This is a genomic window from Brucella haematophila, from assembly GCF_005938105.1.
GTDB classification, from domain to species: domain Bacteria; phylum Pseudomonadota; class Alphaproteobacteria; order Rhizobiales; family Rhizobiaceae; genus Brucella; species Brucella haematophila.
Genome location: NZ_VCPE01000006.1, coordinates 42257 through 59883 on the forward strand (window position 1 = coordinate 42257; position 17627 = coordinate 59883).

Here is a 17627-nt window from a genome sequence, read left to right on the forward strand (position 1 = left end):
TCAAAAATCGTCAGGCGGCGGCGAAAATGGTGATTTCGAGAACCGGAGCGCAGCGTACATTTGGGTACGTGAGCACCGGAAGCGCAGAAATTGCCATTTGCAGACCGGCATGGCGACTTTTGGATCAGACACGCCCGGCGAATACGCGCTCATAGACACCACTGATTGCAGCGGCTTCCTTTTCGAGCGGGAAATTGGCGCGCACATGTGCAAGTGCGGTTTCGCCATCACGCTCGGCCATTGCCGGGTCTGCGAGATAAGACTCTATGGCCTTGCGCAAGGCTTCGCCATCTCCGGCGGGAACGAAACTGCCGGTCCCTTCCACGATCATTTCGGAATAAGCGCCAGCATCGCTTGCCACCACGGCTGTCTTCGACGCCATGGCTTCGAGCGGCGTCAGGCCAAAACCCTCATTGCGCGACGGCGCAACATAAAGCGTCAGGCGGCGATACCAGACCCGAATATCGGGAACTTCACCGAGAATGAGAATACGGTCCTGCAAACCGGCGGCGGCAATCTTCGCCTTGAGGCCATCCTCAAAGGATTGGTGTTCCGCCGTGGTTCGTCCGGTAATGATCGCCGTCCATTCCGGATATTTCGGCAGAAGCGCAATCATCGCATCGACAAAGAGATCGGTGCCCTTGGAATGCCGCACACGCCCGAAACAACCGATTGCATATTTGCCCGGCAGGCCGGACGCGGAAAACGCATCTTCCTCGCCGACCGGCGGATGAAAGCGCTCCAGATCGATGCCGTGCATGATGACCTCATGCGGCACTTCCAGAAAGCTGCCCGAACGCCCGCTGGTGGCAATGACCGCATTCATGCGGCGAATGAGCCATTTGGTGAAAGGCTTGTGATTGCGCTGCGCCGCCGAGGTAAACACCAGTCGAAGTTTCATACGCAGAACATGACGCATGAAAATACCGGCGAGCATTTCAATATTGCGCCGCGCATGCCAGATCCGGAAGCGCCGCTTTTTGGGCGCTGACCAGAACGACAAAAGCGCGCCCCATCCCAGATGCGGCAGGCTGTCCGGCAAACCCGGTCCCATTGTGGCAATGTTCAGCCCCTTTGCACGCTGCAAAGGAATGAGCTGCACAATCGTCGAGGTCACGCCGGAAAGGCGCTGCTTGAAGTTGGGAGCGACAACCTCGACGCTTTGAACGGGAACCTGGTTTGAATGGAGCACAGCAATCAGACGAATTTCAGGGTAACGATCTCGTAGGAACGCGATCCGCCCGGTGCATTGACCTCGATCGTATCACCTTCGGTCTTGCCGATCATGGCACGCGCGATTGGCGACGAAATCGAAATGCGGCCTTCCTTCACATCGGCTTCCTGATCGCCGACGATCTGATAGACCTTCTCTTCTTCGGTGTCTTCGTCGATCAGTGTGACCGTCGCGCCGAACTTGATTCGGTCGCCACTCAGCTTGGTAACGTCAATCACTTCGGCGCGCGCAACGACATCTTCCAACTCGTTGATACGGCCTTCATTGAGGCTCTGGGCTTCCTTGGCAGCGTGATATTCGGCGTTTTCCGACAGATCGCCATGGGCACGCGCTTCAGCGATAGCCTCGATGATCCGAGGACGCTCGTTTTGCTGACGCCAGCGGAGCTCTTCCTTGAGCTTTTCGAAACCGCGAGGGGTCATAGGGAACTTTTCCATACCCAGTCCTTTCCTTCGCCCGGCGCCCGTCTCTTTCCAAGAACTCAACGCGCCGGTAGTTTGGTTGCCCGCCGCACCTCGCCAGCGAAACCTCGCTGCAAGGTGCCCTCCGGGAGCTGCAACACCCCCCGATACACAAAAAGAAAACGGTCACCGAAACATCCGTTTCGGAACCGTTCAAACGACTAATTTGCGGAACTATAGCAGTTTTGACGATCTTTTCACGCGGAAAAAACCGTCCCTGTCAAATCTCCGGACAAAGAACGTGTTTTAGAGCTGCATCTGCAGCGATGTCGCAGAAAGCAGACGCCCCTTGCCGCCCCACCCGGCTTTTGCCTATAGGTGAGGCAATTTCCGGCGACCAAATGGACCCGGACCTTCTTCTTTGCAATCCGAGGCCATAATGACGCGCACGCAAGCCAATTTTGTCCTGCTTCTGGCTGGCGTGATCTGGGGCATGGGTTTCGTCGCCCAGTCGACCGCCATGGCCAGCATCGGACCATTCCTGTTTATCGGCATTCGCTCTGCCATTGCCGCGCTGACCGTGCTGCCATGGGCGCTTGCCGAAGGCCGTCGTGCACCTGCCCGTTTGAAGTCTTCCGACTATAGATATTTCATTGTCGTTGGCGCCGTGCTCTTCACCGGATTGCTGCTGCAACAAATCGGCCTTATCACCACCTCGGTTACCAATGCCGGTTTTCTGACCGGTCTTTATGTCGTGATGGTACCGGTTCTGGGTGTGCTTTTGTTCCGCACTTGGCCGCATCCGGTCGTCTGGCCAAGCGCCGCCTTCTGTCTGGCCGGGATTTTCCTGTTGTCAGGTGGAGAACTGACCGCGCTCAAGACCGGCGACTGGCTGGTGATCTGCGGCGCAACATTCTGGGCCTTGCAGGTGCTGCTGATCGGCCGCGCCAACCGCGCCGGACGCCCGATCATGCTGAGCTGCGTTCAGTTTGCCATCGCAGCCATTATCGGACTGGCCGGGGCATCGCTGCTCGAAGGCTTCAACTGGGACGCCATCGCCCTGACATGGAAGGAAATCCTGTTCACCGGCGTGTTATCCTCGGGCGTCGCCTTCACGCTGCAAGCCATTGGCCAGCGTTATACGACCTCGGCGCAAGCTGCGATCTTCCTGTCTTCGGAAGCGCTGTTCGCGGCCATGTTCGGCGCGATCTTCCTCGGTGAACGGCTGAGCTTCATCGGTTTCATCGGCTGCGGGATGCTGTTTGCGGCCATGCTGGCCGTCGAACTTGTCCCGATGTTCTGGAACCGCAGGGATGAACCGGTTCCTGCGACGGAACCGGCTAATTAAGCTCTACGCCTTGAAGATCAGCGCTGCGCCGCCCGCGATGAAGGCAAAGCCCAGCAGGTGGTGCCAGGTGAAGGCTTCCTTCAGATAGAAGACCGAGAACAGGCTGAAGATCACCAGCGTGATCACTTCCTGTATCGTCTTGAGCTGGGCCGCCGAATAGACTTCGTGCCCGATACGGTTGGCCGGAACTGCGAGACAATATTCGATCAGCGCGATGCCCCAGCTGATGAAAATCACTATAACCAGCGGCGTATTGGTGAATTTCAGATGGCCGTACCATGCAAAGGTCATGAAAATATTTGAGCCGACCAGAAGCAGGATCGGCAGGATGCTTGGCGAAATCAGTGCTGACATGGGTGAAACTTTTGGGACCGGGAGGATGGTCTTATTTGCGGTTTGGCCCTGAACCACAGGCTAAGCGATAGAGCATTTCCGGCAAAAGTGCGAAATGGTTTTGCGTGACGCGGTGCGAAAAAACTAAGTCGGCGATCAAAACATAGAGAGCATCACAGGCCAGCCCTCTCATTGCCCAGATTACGCCACAGCGCTTAACGCGGGCACTGACTCTTCCTTTACGCTTCTCTCATAGGATACAGGAAACGCCGGATTCTCACCGGAAAGGCCCCACGAGCAGAAGGCAAGGACATGGGTTTTGCGTTGTCCGCCATCATAGATCACGATCATGCGCGTTCGCGATTGCGCCGTCTTGGTCCGGCGGCTTCCGTGCTCTTGCTGATACTGGCCGCTGGCTGTTCAGGCGAGCGCCCACCGCGTCCGCAAGCCGATGTCGGAAATTCGGATATCATGGTGCCCAGCACCGATGTGGCCAGCGCCCCGATGCCTGCTGCCCCGGTGGCCGATGTACCGATGGAACCCGCGCCGGTGGCGAGTTCGCCCCTACCCGAAGCTCCCATGACACCTGCGCCTCAGCAGGATCGTGTCGTCGGACTGGCGGAGGAAGAAGAAAACCACACCGCCCAGCCCGCACCGCGAAGCGAGCCGCAATATGCAGGCGATTACGGCTTCACTGCGCCGGTCCAGAACCCGGTCACGGCGGCTGAAAACATCTACACCATGTCGAATTCGGAAGCAGCTTGCCGCACGCGGCTGAAGCGATTGGGCGTGGTTTTCAAGGAAAAGCCGCCGATCCATCGCAGCGCATCCTGCAATATCGACAATCCGATTGAAGTGTCGGGCTTCAACAGCGGTTCCATCGCCTTCAAACCGGCGGCAACGCTGAACTGTCAGGTGACGGAGACTTTTGCCCGCTGGATCAAGGGCGATCTGCAACCCGCCGCGCGCCTGCGCTATCTGTCGGGCATCAACACGATCTATAATGCGGGGGGCTATTCCTGCCGCACGATGAACCATCGCCGTGGTGCGAAAATGTCCGAACATTCGCGCGGCAACGCCATCGACGTAACCCGGATCAAGCTGAACAATGGTAAGGACATTTCGGTTCGCAGACCCGGCTTCTTCGCCTTCCGCGAAAAAGGCCTGCTCAACAGCGTTCGTTCCGACGCCTGCGATTATTTCACTACTGTGCTCGGACCGGGCTACAACCCGGAACATGCAAACCATTTTCACTTCGATCTGATGCAGCGCCGAAGCGGCTATCGCGCCTGCAAATAAAAAGCCCGGTCGAAACCGGGCCTTTCCAACACAGAAGAAGCAATCGCCTATTCTGCCGGAACCGGAGACGGCTTGCCGTCCTTGTCCAGCGCCACCATGACGAATTCGCCATGCGTCACCAGTTCCATGCGCTGCTGGGATGCGCGCTGCGCCCAGGCCTCGACACGCAAGGTGATCGAGGTGCGACCAACCTTGGTGATCTCCGTATAGACGCACAAGACGTCGCCGATCTTCACCGGCTTGGCAAAGGACATCTCGCGCACGGCTGCTGTGACAACGCGTCCGCGCGCGCGTTCTTCCGCGCGAATACCGGAGGCCGAGTCCATCTGCGACATGACCCAGCCACCAAAAATATCGAATGCCGAATTGGCGTCCTTCGGCATGGCCGGAACGCGCAAGGTCAGTTCGCCTTTGGGCTTATCTGCAACGCTCATCAATCAATCCTTTAAACACAAATGATTCTGCCGGATTATGAGACAAACTCATCATGAAAAACATGCGGCATCGCACCCTGCTCTTATCGCAGTTTCAATAAGGAGGCATATATCCTCCCATCAACAGTTCGCGATTGCCCGACTTCCTGACAACCTTCTGTCAGGAGCCGACCGGCAGAAACCGGCAACAAGTGGGATTCTACTGCCATGCTCTTTTCATTTGCATGGCGAAATTCCATATTAGCGACATGGCTTCTTCCAAGAACAAATACACGCAGGATTCGCACGACACGGCCGACGGCTTTGGCGAAATGCCTCATTCTGACGGTTTCGGCGAAAAGCCTCAGGCCGAATACTCGGGCGCGCCGCTCAGCGGCTCCATCGCCGACTGGGCGAAGGAGATTGGCGACGAAGCGACAAAGCCTGCCGCCAAGGCCTCGAAATCAGCCAAGACGCCGAAGAAGATTCCCGAACGCAGCAAGGAAGCAACGCGCAGCGGTCGCGGCACGTCGATGGGCGGCGCGGCTTCCGCGAAGGAGCGCGCAGCCGCAGGCCTCAATCCGGTTGCCGGGCTGGATATCAGTCTGGAAGATGCTGCCGGGCTCAATGCGTCGGGTGCGACAGCAACCGTCAAGGCGCTGTCCGATCTGATCGAATCCGGCAATCCGCTGTTCAAGAACGGTCAGCTCTGGACGCCGCACCGCCCGGCCCGCCCGGAAAAATCCGAAGGCGGCATTTCTATCGAGATGGAAACGCCGTTTGAACCGTCCGGCGACCAGCCGACGGCCATCCATGATCTGGTCGAAGGGCTGACCAATGACGACCGCACGCAGGTGCTGCTCGGCGTCACCGGCTCCGGCAAGACCTTCACCATGGCAAAGGTCATTCAGGAAACCCAGCGCCCGGCCCTGATCCTTGCGCCCAACAAGACGCTGGCGGCGCAGCTTTACGGCGAGTTCAAGAGCTTCTTCCCGAACAATGCGGTCGAGTATTTCGTCTCCTATTACGACTACTACCAGCCGGAAGCCTATGTGCCGCGCTCGGACACCTATATCGAGAAAGAATCCTCGATCAACGAGCAGATCGACCGTATGCGCCACTCGGCCACGCGTGCGCTTCTCGAACGCGACGACGTGATCATCGTCGCTTCGGTCTCGTGCATCTACGGTATCGGTTCGGTTGAAACCTATACGGCCATGACCTTCGAAATGAAGATCGGCGACCGGCTCGACCAGCGGCAATTGCTCGCCGATCTCGTGGCCCAGCAATATAAGCGGCAGGATATCAATTTCGTGCGCGGCTCGTTCCGCGTGCGCGGCGATACGATTGAGCTTTTCCCGGCCCACTTGGAAGATCGGGCTTGGCGTATTTCGCTGTTCGGCGACGAAATCGAGACCATCACCGAATTCGACCCCCTCACCGGCCACAAGACCGGCGACCTGAAATCGGTCAAGATCTACGCGAATTCGCACTATGTCACGCCGCGCCCGACGCTGAACCAAGCCATCAAGTCGATCAAGGAAGAGCTGAAGCATCGCCTTGTCGAGCTGAACAATGCCGGGCGTCTGCTGGAAGCACAGCGGCTGGAACAGCGCACGACTTTCGATCTTGAAATGCTGGAAGCAACCGGCTCCTGCGCCGGCATCGAAAACTATTCACGTTATCTGACCGGTCGCAATCCCGGCGAACCGCCGCCGACGCTGTTCGAATATATTCCGGACAATGCACTGGTTTTCATCGACGAAAGCCACGTCACCGTGCCGCAGATCGGCGGCATGTATCGCGGCGACTTCAGGCGCAAGGCGACGCTGGCCGAATATGGCTTCCGTCTGCCGTCCTGCATGGACAACCGTCCGCTCCGCTTCGAGGAATGGGACGCCATGCGTCCGCAGACCATTGCCGTTTCGGCGACGCCGGGCGGCTGGGAAATGGAAGAAGCGGGCGGCGTTTTTGCCGAACAGGTTATTCGTCCGACCGGCCTTATCGATCCGCCGGTGGAAATTCGCCCCGCCAAGACGCAGGTCGATGACGTGCTCGGCGAAATCCGCGACACGGCGAAGAAGGGTTACCGCACGCTGGTCACGGTTTTGACCAAGCGCATGGCGGAAGACCTGACCGAATATCTGCACGAACAGGGCGTGCGTGTGCGCTACATGCACTCGGATATCGACACGCTGGAGCGTATCGAGATTATCCGCGATCTGCGCCTTGGCGCATTCGACGTGCTGGTGGGTATCAACCTGCTGCGTGAAGGTCTCGACATTCCAGAATGCGGCTTTGTGGCCATTCTCGATGCCGACAAGGAAGGCTTCCTGCGGTCCGAAACCTCACTGGTCCAGACCATTGGCCGTGCCGCTCGTAACGTGGACGGCAAGGTTATTCTCTACGCCGACAATATTACCGGCTCGATGCAGCGCGCTATGGACGAAACCAGCCGCCGCCGCGAAAAGCAGGTCGCCTATAACGAAGAGCATGGCATCACACCGGCTTCGGTGAAGAAGAATATTTCGGACATTCTGAACTCGGTCTACGAACGCGACCATGTCCGCGCCGACATTTCAGGCTTTGCCGAAGAAGGCGGCATGATGGGCAACAATCTACAGGCCCATCTGGAATATCTGGAAAAGCAGATGCGCGACTCCGCCGCCGATCTCGACTTCGAAAAGGCCGCACGGCTACGCGACGAGATCAAACGCCTGCGCGAGACCGAACTGGCCATTGCCGACGATCCGCTGGCGCGCGAAGTGGAACTGGAAAGCCCGGTTACGGGACGCACCAAGGGCCGCCATAATGCCGGGCGCAAGGCGCATCGCACTGTGGATGACACCGGCGGCAAATCGCTATTCCAGAAGCCGTCGCTCGACAATATGGGACCAGGCACGGACATGGCAAAGCCACGCCACGAAGGCCCCCTGCCCGCAGCACCGGAAACGAAGTTCCGCAAGAATACGCTGGATGAAATGACCGTGAAGCGGACGGAGGTTCCGACTGGTGGAGAAGCGGCAGTCCGCCGCGAGCGCGCCGGTATCGGTTCTTATGAAGACCCGGCGGAAGTATCCCGCAAGAAACGGAGACCCGGCAAGACCGGTCGTCCGGGAAGATAAGAAACGGGTCCTGCACCAAAAATGCAGGACCCGTTTTCGTTTTCGTTTTCGATCAATATTCCTGCGCAGTTGGACGGAACAGGATTTCGTTGATGTCCACATTGTCCGGCTGGCTCATCGCGAAAACCACTGTAGACGCGAAAGAATCCGCAGGAATAGCCACATTGTCGTAAAGTGCTTTCACGCGTTCGGCCTGCTGCGGGTCCGTGACGCTGTTGGGAAGCTCCGTCGCCACCGCACCCGGCGATATGATCGTCGTGCGGATGTTGTAGGGCTTCACTTCCTGACGCAGTCCTTCGGAAATGACCCGCACCGCATGTTTGGTTGCCGAATAGACGGCGCCGCCCGGCCCCACCTTATGCCCCGCCACTGACGAGACATTGATGATGTGGCCACTCTTCTGCTTGCGCATATGCGGCAGAGCGGCAGCGATACCATAGAGCACGCCCTTGATATTGACGTCGATCATGCGATCCCAGTCATCCACCTTGCCCATTTCGAGCAGTGAATGCGGCATCAGCCCGGCATTGTTGATGAGCACATCGACACGGCCGTGCAGTTTCACGGCCTGATCGACCAGACGCTGCACTTGAATGCGGTCGGTCACATCCGTATGCAGAACCGCGCCCTCGCCCAGTTTCAGCTCATTGGCCAGCGCCTGTAGCCTGTCGAGGCGCCGCGCGCCGAGCACAAGCTTGGCTCCGCCTTCGGCCAGCCGCCGCGCCGAGGCTTCCCCCAGACCACTGCTTGCACCGGTGATGACAACAACCTTGTCCTGAATTCCCTGCATGGTCTTAGCTCCTTTTAAACGTCTTTACCGATCGACACGCTGCTGCAAATGCGCCGGATAGCGGTCGCCCTGCACGGTGATGTCGGAAAGCGCTGCTTCGATGCGGTTCAGATCGTCGGCATTCAGTTCCACATTGGCCGCGCCGAGATTCTCTTCCAGACGATGCAGCTTGGTCGTACCGGGAATGGGCACGATCCATGGCTTCTGCGCCAGCAACCACGCAATCGCGATCTGGGCACGCGTGACGTCTTTGGCTTCCGCAATCTGGCCGAGCAGGTCGACCAGCGCCTGATTGGCATCCCGCGCTTCCGTTGAAAAACGAGGCACAACATTGCGGAAATCATTGGCAGCAAAGCTCGTTTTGCTGTCGATGGCTCCGGTCAGAAATCCTTTGCCGAGCGGGCTGAACGGAACAAAGCCGATGCCCAGTTCTTCCAGAAGCGGCAGAATTTCCCGTTCCGGCTCGCGCCACCACAGCGAATATTCGCTTTGCAGTGCTGTGACTGGCTGAACGGCATGGGCGCGCCGGATGGTTTGCGGACCGGCTTCGGAAAGGCCGAAGTGCTTCACCTTACCTTCCTTGATCAGATCACGAACCGTTCCGGCCACATCCTCGATGGGTGTCGCCGGGTCGACGCGATGCTGGTAGAAAAGGTCGATCACATCCGTCTTGAGCCGCTTCAGCGATGCTTCCGCGACAGCACGGATGTGCTCGGGACGGCTGTTCATGCCGCTCTGGCCACCTTTATCATCGAATTCGAAGCCGAATTTGGTGGCAATCACCACCCGGTCGCGGATCGGCGCCAGCGCCTCGCCCAGAACATCCTCATTGACATAAGGCCCGTAAGCTTCAGCCGTATCGAAAAAAGTCACGCCCTTGTCGAAGGCGGCTCTGATCAGCCCGACAGCCTGTGGCCTGTCCACGGCGGGACCATAACCGTAACTAAGCCCCATGCAGCCAAGGCCAATGGCTGAAACCTCAAGGCCGCTGCGGCCCAATAATCTCTTTTTCATGGTCAATATCCTTATACGCGATAATCTTCGTCGCTGACATGTTCCAGCCAGTCCACGACCTTGCCGTCGAGCGCTTCCGCTATGGCAATATGGGTCATGGCTGTGGTGGCCGTCGCGCCGTGCCAATGCCTTTCGCCCGGTTCGAACCAGACGATATCTCCGGGACGGATTTCCTCGACCGGGCCGCCTTCGCGCTGCGCCCAGCCAAGGCCAGCGGTAACAATCACCGTCTGGCCCAATGGATGCGTGTGCCAGGCCGTGCGCGCGCCCGGTTCGAACGACACGGTAGCGCCGCCGACGCGCGCCGGTGCTGTGGTGCTGAACGGCATGTCGAGGCGAACGGTGCCGGTGAAATAATCGGCGGAACCCTTGGTCGAAGGCTGAGACCCGATGCGCTTGATTTGCATGATATGTTTCCTTTCTTACCCGCCTGAAATCGCGGCAAACTTAAAAACTTCTGTCCCCGATGATTAGACACTATAATCGGCATGAACTCATGAGACGGATTCATCAATGCGGCGCGACAATATTCACGATCTGCTGGCTTTTCTGGCCATTGCCCGCGAGGGCAGTTTCACCCGTGCGGCGGCAAAGCTCGGCGTTTCCCAATCGGCGCTGAGCCACACAATGCGCGGGCTGGAGGAGCGGCTTGGGCTGCGCCTCCTGACCCGCACCACCCGCAGCGTCTCGCCGACAGAGGCTGGCGAAAGGCTGCTGCGCACCATTGGCCCGCGCTTCGAGGAGATCGAAACCGAACTCGACGCCTTGAGCGAGTTGCGCGACAAGCCTGCCGGAACCATTCGCATCACCACCTCCGATCATGCGGCGCAGTCCATTCTGTGGCCGGTACTGGAACGCCTTCTGCCGGACTATCCGGATATTCACGTCGAAGTGGCCATCGATTCCGGGCTTCGCGACATCGTAGCCGACCGGTATGACGCCGGTATTCGCCTTGGCGAGCAGATCGCACAGGACATGATCGCCGTGCCCATCGGTCCTGACATGCGCATGGCCGTGGTCGGCGCGCCGTCCTATTTCAAAAATCACCCGGCCCCGCGCACCCCGCAGGAACTGACCGCGCATCGTTGCATCAATCTGCGACTGCTCACCTATGGCGGGCTTTACGCGTGGGAATTCGAGAAGAACGGGCGCGAACTCAAGGTGCGCGTCGAAGGCCAGCTCATTCTCAATTCCCCACCCATGATTGTCGAAGCCGCCAAGGCCGGGTTCGGCCTCGCCAGCCTGCCGGAAGACTACATGCAGGACGGTCTGGCCGATGGCACGCTGGTGCGCGTGCTGGAAGACTGGTGCCCGCCCTTTCCGGGCTTTCATCTCTATTATCCAAGCCGGAGACAATCCTCCCCGGCCTTCGCGCTGCTCGTTGACGCCTTGCGGTATAGAGAGGCGGAGCCGCTGAAACGCTGATCCGCCTCCCCGTTCAGCTCAACAACGACCGCTGCCCGAAACGCGGAAACCTGCGCGTTCCGCCTCGCAGCGATTGGAGAAGGTGCGCCGTTCACTGCCGCGCCTTGCGCAAACAGGCGCATATTCTCGTGTACACGCGCCCATACCGGGCCGCGTCCCATGCTGTGGCGGACGGGCCGGACCGACGCCGGGACCGTTCCAGCCATTGCCCGGGCGACCGCTACACTGACCGTTCGACACCACGCGGAACCCCTCAGCCCGTGCGGAACATGCATTGCCGAAGGTCTGGCGGACACCCCGGCGCTCGCCGCAGACGGGTGAATAAATCATCGGACAGGCCTGCACATGGCCCGGATTACCGGGCCGGATCGGCGACGGCCTGTGATCAGGTCCGCCTTCCGCCACACAGCCGGTCAACAACATCATACCGGCAATCAAACCGGTCCACGACAAACCCCTCACCATGTTTCCTCCTCTCCAGAAACCGATATCCGTCTTTGCCTCATCTAGAATGGAGCAGTTGCTCCGAACGGCAAGATTTAAATGGGAAGATTAGCGGGCGCGTCTCTCGACAAGTCGCCAAGTTGCGTTACTCTGCAATAAAGTGTGCAGCCCGAACAATCCGGGTCTGGCTATGGGGCAAAAGCGAACAGAAAGACGACATGCGGCGTTTCGGAACTTTTCTGGCGGCATCGTTCCTGATCGTCCCGCTTTCAATCATGCCTGCCGATGCAGAAACTGCACCGACAAGTTATAGCGAACCCGATCCGCGCATATCGGCACCGCCCCTGCCACCGGAAAAGAAGGTGCCGGGCGTTAACCGCATCTGTCAACTGATCGAGACCAGCGCCATCAGGCACGGCATACCGAAGGATTTCTTCGCCCGCCTGATCTGGAAGGAAAGCCGGTTCGATCATCAGGCCGTCAGCCCGGTTGGTGCACAGGGCATTGCCCAGTTCATGCCCTATACGGCGAAAGAGCGAGGTCTCGCCGACCCGTTCGACATCGAGCAGGCCATCCCCGCCTCCGCCAGTTTTCTGTTCGATCTCAAACAGGCCTTCGGCAATTGGGGTCTGGCCGCCGCTGCCTATAATGCGGGCGCGGGCCGCGTCTCAAGCTGGATGCGTTCGGGCGGCTTCCTGCCGCTTGAAACCGAGGATTATGTGCTCGATATCACCGGCGCTCCCGCAGACGACTTTGCGTCCGGCAAGGAGGTACAGACCCGGCCGCTTGATTCGGGGCGCTCCTTTGCCGAGGCCTGCCGCCGCCTGCCGATCATTCGCTCGGCGACGATTCCTATGTCGCGTGTCAAACCAAAGCCATGGGGTATACAGGTCGCTGGCAATTTCCGTCGCAGCGCGGCAGTGAATCAATGGAGCCGGCTGCGCAAGCAATTCGCATCCGTACTGAGCGGGCACGACCCCGTCATCAGCCGCATTCGCACCCCGATGGGGCGGCGCGGCATCTATGCGGTGCGGATTGGCGCCAATAGCAGGGCAGAAGCCGATGGTATTTGTAGCAAGTTGCGCGCAGCCGGCGGCGCATGCATTGTCTCGCGCAACCGCTAGTGGATTGAATTTGACGTTTGAATCCCGGCTGAAATAGATGCTGTTTCAAACGTCAAATTCGAAAAATCCACTAGATACATATACTTCCTAGTGGTCTTTTAGATTCCAACATTTGCTCAGCGCTTGGAACCCAGGGATGCAAATGTTGGAATCAGACCACTAGCTGCCACCCAAAGGGGCAACCATCTTTGTGCCCGCCACGACCGCGTGCTCTATTAATCTATTCAATTAAATCCGCGCGTTTAAACAGGCGGCATCTCTAAAAGATCTCTTATATATCAAGGATAGCCTGTTCTATTTCGGTATATAGCTATAGAAATTCTAGAAATAATCGGAAAAATTGGCGACCAATCCGGTTCAAAGATAACAAAAGATCATGGGCGCAAAGAATTCGCTTGCCAAAATTCGCGTCATAGATCAGTCTCCACTCGTTCGGGCATTTAGCGAACAAATGGAAGACTGGAAGAACGGCGTGCCGGGGCCGCTATAAGTTCCGGGTCTGGGGATACCCAGGCAATGATCGGTTCCTTCCCTAAGTCGAGAACTGCCTGCATGACCCTCTGTCGGGTGTGTGGTGCGCTCGGCAGAAGATATAATTCCATCGTTTCGAAAGAAACGGTGGCGCCAAGGAAAAGGAACGGATCCAATGGCACAGACCGGACTGGTCAAATTCTTCAATACCGAAAAAGGCTTTGGTTTCATCAAGCCGGATGATGGCGGCGCGGATATCTTCGTGCACATCTCTGCCGTCCAGGCTTCGGGCCTGACGGGCCTCGCAGACAATCAGAAGGTTTCCTACGAGACGGAACCGGATCGTCGCGGCAAGGGCCCTAAGGCCGTGAACATCACCGTTACCGGCTGATTGTTCTGAATACCAATTATGACCCCGGTTCACACCGGGGTTTTTTATTGCCCGAATTTCCGCAAACACATTGAGCGTGCCGCATTGGCAGTCCAGCCAACTCTCATCCCGAGACTATCCTCGCAGGCAAATCAGAGCGGTCAGCGCAACTAACTGAAAGCATTGTGCGAACGGCATGCCCCACCCCGCACATTGGCAAACGCGCCTTAAATCCCGCCCCCGAATTGTTACAGACACTGCGCGTATTTTACCGGGGATTGAGGGCTTCGCGCCCTATTTCACCATTGTTCAGCCTCCATTCATGTCGAGAGAGTTAATCCATTATACATGATTGGTGCTGGCTCTTTTGAGGTGCCGCACCAGAGGAATTGCAGTCAAGCTTCTAAAGGAGCGAACAATGAACCGATTTGCAAAGACAACCATTCTGGCCGTTGCATCCCTGGCAGCGATTGCTGCTCCTCTTGCTTCCGCTTCGGCAGATTCATGGGGCCGTCCGGGCTGGGATCGCGGCGGTGACTGGGGCCGTCATCATCATCGTGGCAATGGTGACGCCGTTGCAGCCGGTGTGATTGGTCTTGCAGCGGGCGCTCTGATCGGCAGCGCGCTGAGCCAGCCGCAGCCGACCTATGTGCAGCCAGCCCCGATTTACGATGCACCGCCCCCGCCGCCTGCATATTATCCGGCCCCTCCGCCGCCGCGTCAGGTAACCTATTACCGTCAGGCAGGCTTTGAGCCGTGGAGCCGCAGCTGGTACAATTATTGTTCGGACCGTTACCGGTCGTTCAACCCGAATACCGGCACCTATCGCGGTTATGACGGTCGCGACCATTTCTGCACCGCCAACTAGAGCATTTCCAGCAAAAGTGCGTAGCGGTTTTGCGTTAAGACAAATAGTTAGAGCGGTTCCACGATTCCGCTTTAACCGGGACCGCTCTCAGCGCACAATCGAAAATGAAAAAGCCGCCCAATGGGCGGCTTTTTTGTATCTTTCACGCCATTCCGATGAGGAATGGATTGTTGCGGCGTTCCTCGCCGAACCGTCCGCCCGGGCCGTGGCCGCAGATAAAGCCGATATCGTCGCCGAGCGGCAAAAGCTTCTCGCGGATCGAACGGATCAGCGCATCATGGTCGCCGCCCGGCAAATCGGTGCGACCGACAGAACCGTTGAACAGCACATCGCCGACAATCGCGAAACGCGCTTCGGGACTGTAGAAGACAACATGACCGGGCGAATGACCGGGGCAATGGAACACGTCGAAGCTATGCCCGGCGACAGTGACCTTGTCGCCCTCTTCCAGCCAGCGATCCGGCGTCACATTGCGCACGCCGTCGACAATTCCATATTTGAGACCTGTCATCACAAGACTATCGAGCAGGAACTGGTCGTCGACATGCGGCCCGATAATCTCGACGCCGAGCTTGTCCTTCAGATCAGCCGCAGCGCCCGCATGGTCGATATGGCCATGGGTGATCCAGATGGCTTCCACATCGATGCCTTGCGATTGGATCGCCTCCTCGATCTTCGGCAGATCGCCGCCCGGATCGATGACAACGCCCTTCTTGGTCTCGCCGTCGAAAAGAATGGTGCAGTTCTGCTGGAACGGGGTGACGGGGACGATAATCGCCTGTAGCTGGCCCATGCTGGATACTCCATCGCATATATAGATCGGCGAAGATCGCGCGAACCGCCGCCTGTGTCGTTCCACACATAGTGGCCTTGGCCGCATACGGAAAGGGTCTAAAATCCCTCAAGCCTCACGGTCTACCGCCACGGCCGATCACGACCACATTGTGCCGCGTTTCTCGCTCACCGGATGAGACTACAAAAAAACGGACGGCGCCAGGCCGTCCGTTTATCCCTCTCAAACAGTTCGTCTTACCGGTTGGCTCTGAAAACTGTGCATCTGCCCAGAACGCAAACTGGCGCGCGCTCCAGGTTGTTATTCAATTTGCATCCTTGCTCGACCCGATGTTTCCATCAGGTCATCAAATGCATTCCTCAGGCCTTGCTGGCCATTGAATTCTTGATCAGCCCCACGATTGCAGTCAGAACGATACCGCCCACGCCACCGCCAGCAAGCTGGCCGATTGCGCCGTTCAACATCGAATCCACACCACCGCCGGAGAGCATCGGAAGAAGCTGGCCGAGGATGACACCGCCAATACCGCCAGCCACGGTGTTACCCGTTGTCCCAAGGCTGATGTTCTTGACGGCACCAGCGATATTGCCACCGACAGCACCGGCAACCAGCTGGAGAATGATAGGCAATAGAGATTCCATAATCGTCACCCCATTTCTGTTAGAGCGCATTCCGAAAAGAATGAACGGTTTCGGAATATTTGCGCGCCTGATCAATTATTAGAGCGTCGATTTGACAGGATCAGATCAGAGGCCGCTCCAATACCGGAACAACGCGATTCCGGCATGAAAATCTTGAGCCGAAACTTCACAATGTCAAACAATAAGCAGTAAAGTAACTAAAAAGCGGCCCGAAAGCCGCTCTTTTTCTGTTCAAAACCCAGTCACTCAGCCGCTTCGCGCTTTGGCTGCACTTCCGCTGTATAAGCATCCATTAATATGCTGGTGATCTCAGCCGGCTTGAACCGGTACTGACCTATCTCCGAAACGGGTGTAACTTCGGCAGCCGTGCCGCACAGGAAGCATTCGGAGAAATCCGCCATTTCTTCCGGCATGATCGCACGCTCGATGACCTCGATGCCGCGACGCTTGGCCAGATCGATGATCGTGCGGCGGGTGATGCCGTCGAGGAAACAATCCGGCTTCGGCGTATGCAGCACACCGTCCTTGACGAAGAACACATTGGCACCGGTTGCTTCCGCAACCTGGCCACGCCAGTCGAGCATCAGTGCATCAGCATAGCCCTTGGCTTCGGCCGCATGCTTGGAGATCGTGCAGATCATGTAAAGGCCAGATGCCTTGGACTTCGACGGCGCCGTGCGCGGGTCCGGGCGGCAATATTCGGCGATGTCGAGGCGAATGCCCTTCATCTTTTCTTCCGGCGAGAAATAGCTCGGCCATTCCCAGCAGGCAATTGCCACGTGAATCCGGTTGTTCTGCGCCGAAACACCGAGCGAGTCCGAGCCGCGCCAGGCAAACGGGCGCACATAGGCATCGACATAGCCCATCTTCTTGATCAGCGCCCGGCAGGCTTCGTTGATCTCTGCCACGCTGTAAGGCAATGCAAAGCCAAGAAGCCGCGCAGATTCATGCAGGCGCTCGGTATGTTCGTTCAGCTTGAAGATCTCGCCGCCATAAGCGCGCTCGCCCTCAAAAACCGTGCTTGCATAATGCAGGCCATGGGTGAGGACATGAATCTTTGCATCTTTCCAGTCGACGAATGCACCGTCCAACCAGATATATCCGTCCCTTTGATCGAATGGAATCGCAGCCATTTTCTTGCTCCTAAATGTTTTCCTTGCGGCGCTGTCTCAGGGCAGATTCTGCTCGGGCAAACGTCTCCGCATTCCCATTTCACCGGTTAAATCGATATTACCGGCAAAACAGGCGCCTTTTTCCGCGCGAATACTGGCCTTTTGGTGCGAAATGCTTAGAGCTTGGGCAAAGATTTTGCGCAAAACTCTAATGGAGCACGCATGGACAAAAAATAATCCTCCCAATCCGCGGGACTTTGCGGTCGCAGCGTTTCTTTCACCGCCTTAACAGCAGTGATCGAAAACCCCGGTCGCGTAATTATCTCTCCTCCAGCATGCGCCAGCGTAAACATTGTTCCAAAAAGCCAGCTCACGCTTATCGAAAATTATCTGGGCGGTTGAATTATGTCAATAATGCTGAC

18 protein-coding genes are annotated in these 17627 nt (G+C 57.7%); 7 read left to right on the plus strand and 11 right to left on the minus strand.

Annotated elements, in window-relative coordinates:
* Window positions 1–124: 124 nt before the first annotated feature.
* Window positions 125–1192 (minus strand): glycosyltransferase family 4 protein, encoded by a 1068-nt coding sequence (locus FGI60_RS11090; protein ID WP_138785233.1) that lies wholly within the window; start codon window positions 1190–1192, stop codon window positions 125–127.
* 5 nt (window positions 1193–1197) lie between these two features.
* Entirely contained in the window at window positions 1198–1671 is a 474-nt protein-coding gene (gene greA, locus FGI60_RS11095) for a transcription elongation factor GreA (RefSeq protein ID WP_078338718.1), read from the minus strand.
* A gap of 403 nt (window positions 1672–2074) precedes the next feature.
* Here greA and FGI60_RS11100 point away from each other — a divergent pair, with 403 nt between their 5' ends.
* Window positions 2075–2983, plus strand: coding sequence for a DMT family transporter (locus FGI60_RS11100; protein WP_138785234.1), 909 nt, complete (start codon window positions 2075–2077; stop codon window positions 2981–2983).
* Window positions 2984–2986: 3 nt separating this feature from the next.
* Here the strand turns inward: FGI60_RS11100 and FGI60_RS11105 are convergent, their stop codons facing one another.
* Window positions 2987–3337, minus strand: coding sequence for a DMT family protein (locus FGI60_RS11105; protein ID WP_078338719.1), 351 nt, complete (start codon window positions 3335–3337; stop codon window positions 2987–2989).
* A gap of 291 nt (window positions 3338–3628) precedes the next feature.
* On the opposite strand from FGI60_RS11105, the gene FGI60_RS11110 reads away from it, so the two are divergent.
* Window positions 3629–4615, plus strand: a complete 987-nt coding sequence (locus tag FGI60_RS11110) for an extensin-like domain-containing protein (RefSeq protein WP_138785235.1) — start codon at window positions 3629–3631, stop codon at window positions 4613–4615.
* 47 nt (window positions 4616–4662) lie between these two features.
* Here FGI60_RS11110 and FGI60_RS11115 read toward each other — a convergent pair whose 3' ends face one another.
* A complete protein-coding gene (locus FGI60_RS11115) occupies window positions 4663–5049 on the minus strand; it encodes an acyl-CoA thioesterase (protein WP_138785236.1) in 387 nt (128 codons plus the stop codon).
* Window positions 5050–5297: 248 nt separating this feature from the next.
* Here FGI60_RS11115 and uvrB point away from each other — a divergent pair, with 248 nt between their 5' ends.
* Window positions 5298–8153 (plus strand): excinuclease ABC subunit UvrB, encoded by a 2856-nt coding sequence (gene uvrB, locus FGI60_RS11120; protein ID WP_138785237.1) that lies wholly within the window; start codon window positions 5298–5300, stop codon window positions 8151–8153.
* 52 nt (window positions 8154–8205) lie between these two features.
* Here the strand turns inward: uvrB and FGI60_RS11125 are convergent, their stop codons facing one another.
* From FGI60_RS11125 to FGI60_RS11135, 3 genes are read right to left on the minus strand one after another with little or no spacing between them, the layout of a single operon-like run.
* Window positions 8206–8943, minus strand: coding sequence for an SDR family oxidoreductase (locus FGI60_RS11125; protein ID WP_138785238.1), 738 nt, complete (start codon window positions 8941–8943; stop codon window positions 8206–8208).
* Window positions 8944–8967: 24 nt separating this feature from the next.
* The gene (locus FGI60_RS11130) at window positions 8968–9957 is read right to left on the minus strand and encodes an aldo/keto reductase (protein WP_138785239.1); all 990 of its coding nucleotides are present in this window, start codon (window positions 9955–9957) and stop codon (window positions 8968–8970) included.
* Between the two features lie 11 nt (window positions 9958–9968).
* Window positions 9969–10364 (minus strand): (R)-mandelonitrile lyase, encoded by a 396-nt coding sequence (locus FGI60_RS11135; RefSeq protein ID WP_138785240.1) that lies wholly within the window; start codon window positions 10362–10364, stop codon window positions 9969–9971.
* A gap of 106 nt (window positions 10365–10470) precedes the next feature.
* Here FGI60_RS11135 and FGI60_RS11140 point away from each other — a divergent pair, with 106 nt between their 5' ends.
* Window positions 10471–11382, plus strand: a complete 912-nt coding sequence (locus tag FGI60_RS11140; protein ID WP_138785241.1) for a LysR family transcriptional regulator — start codon at window positions 10471–10473, stop codon at window positions 11380–11382.
* Window positions 11383–11400: 18 nt separating this feature from the next.
* Here the strand turns inward: FGI60_RS11140 and FGI60_RS11145 are convergent, their stop codons facing one another.
* Complete coding sequence (locus FGI60_RS11145) at window positions 11401–11847, minus strand: Kazal-type serine protease inhibitor family protein (protein WP_138785242.1); 447 nt, start codon at window positions 11845–11847, stop codon at window positions 11401–11403.
* Window positions 11848–12101: 254 nt separating this feature from the next.
* On the opposite strand from FGI60_RS11145, the gene FGI60_RS11150 reads away from it, so the two are divergent.
* The 3 genes from FGI60_RS11150 (at window position 12102) to FGI60_RS11160 (ending at window position 14659) form a co-directional block, all read left to right on the plus strand.
* Window positions 12102–12950, plus strand: coding sequence for a transglycosylase SLT domain-containing protein (locus FGI60_RS11150; protein ID WP_138785448.1), 849 nt, complete (start codon window positions 12102–12104; stop codon window positions 12948–12950).
* Window positions 12951–13596: 646 nt separating this feature from the next.
* Window positions 13597–13812 (plus strand): cold-shock protein, encoded by a 216-nt coding sequence (locus FGI60_RS11155; protein WP_010659637.1) that lies wholly within the window; start codon window positions 13597–13599, stop codon window positions 13810–13812.
* Between the two features lie 397 nt (window positions 13813–14209).
* Window positions 14210–14659 (plus strand): BA14K family protein, encoded by a 450-nt coding sequence (locus FGI60_RS11160; protein WP_078338729.1) that lies wholly within the window; start codon window positions 14210–14212, stop codon window positions 14657–14659.
* 142 nt (window positions 14660–14801) lie between these two features.
* Here FGI60_RS11160 and FGI60_RS11165 read toward each other — a convergent pair whose 3' ends face one another.
* The 3 genes from FGI60_RS11165 to FGI60_RS11175 all read right to left on the minus strand — a co-directional run bounded on the left by FGI60_RS11165 (window position 14802) and on the right by FGI60_RS11175 (window position 17226).
* On the minus strand, window positions 14802–15452 hold the full coding sequence (locus tag FGI60_RS11165) for an MBL fold metallo-hydrolase (protein ID WP_138785243.1): 651 nt from the start codon (window positions 15450–15452) through the stop codon (window positions 14802–14804).
* Window positions 15453–15811: 359 nt separating this feature from the next.
* The gene (locus FGI60_RS11170; protein WP_078338731.1) at window positions 15812–16093 is read right to left on the minus strand and encodes a hypothetical protein; all 282 of its coding nucleotides are present in this window, start codon (window positions 16091–16093) and stop codon (window positions 15812–15814) included.
* Window positions 16094–16335: 242 nt separating this feature from the next.
* Window positions 16336–17226: a branched-chain amino acid aminotransferase gene (locus FGI60_RS11175; protein ID WP_138785244.1), complete on the minus strand. Its 891-nt coding sequence runs from the start codon at window positions 17224–17226 to the stop codon at window positions 16336–16338.
* Between the last annotated feature and the right edge of the window lie 401 nt (window positions 17227–17627).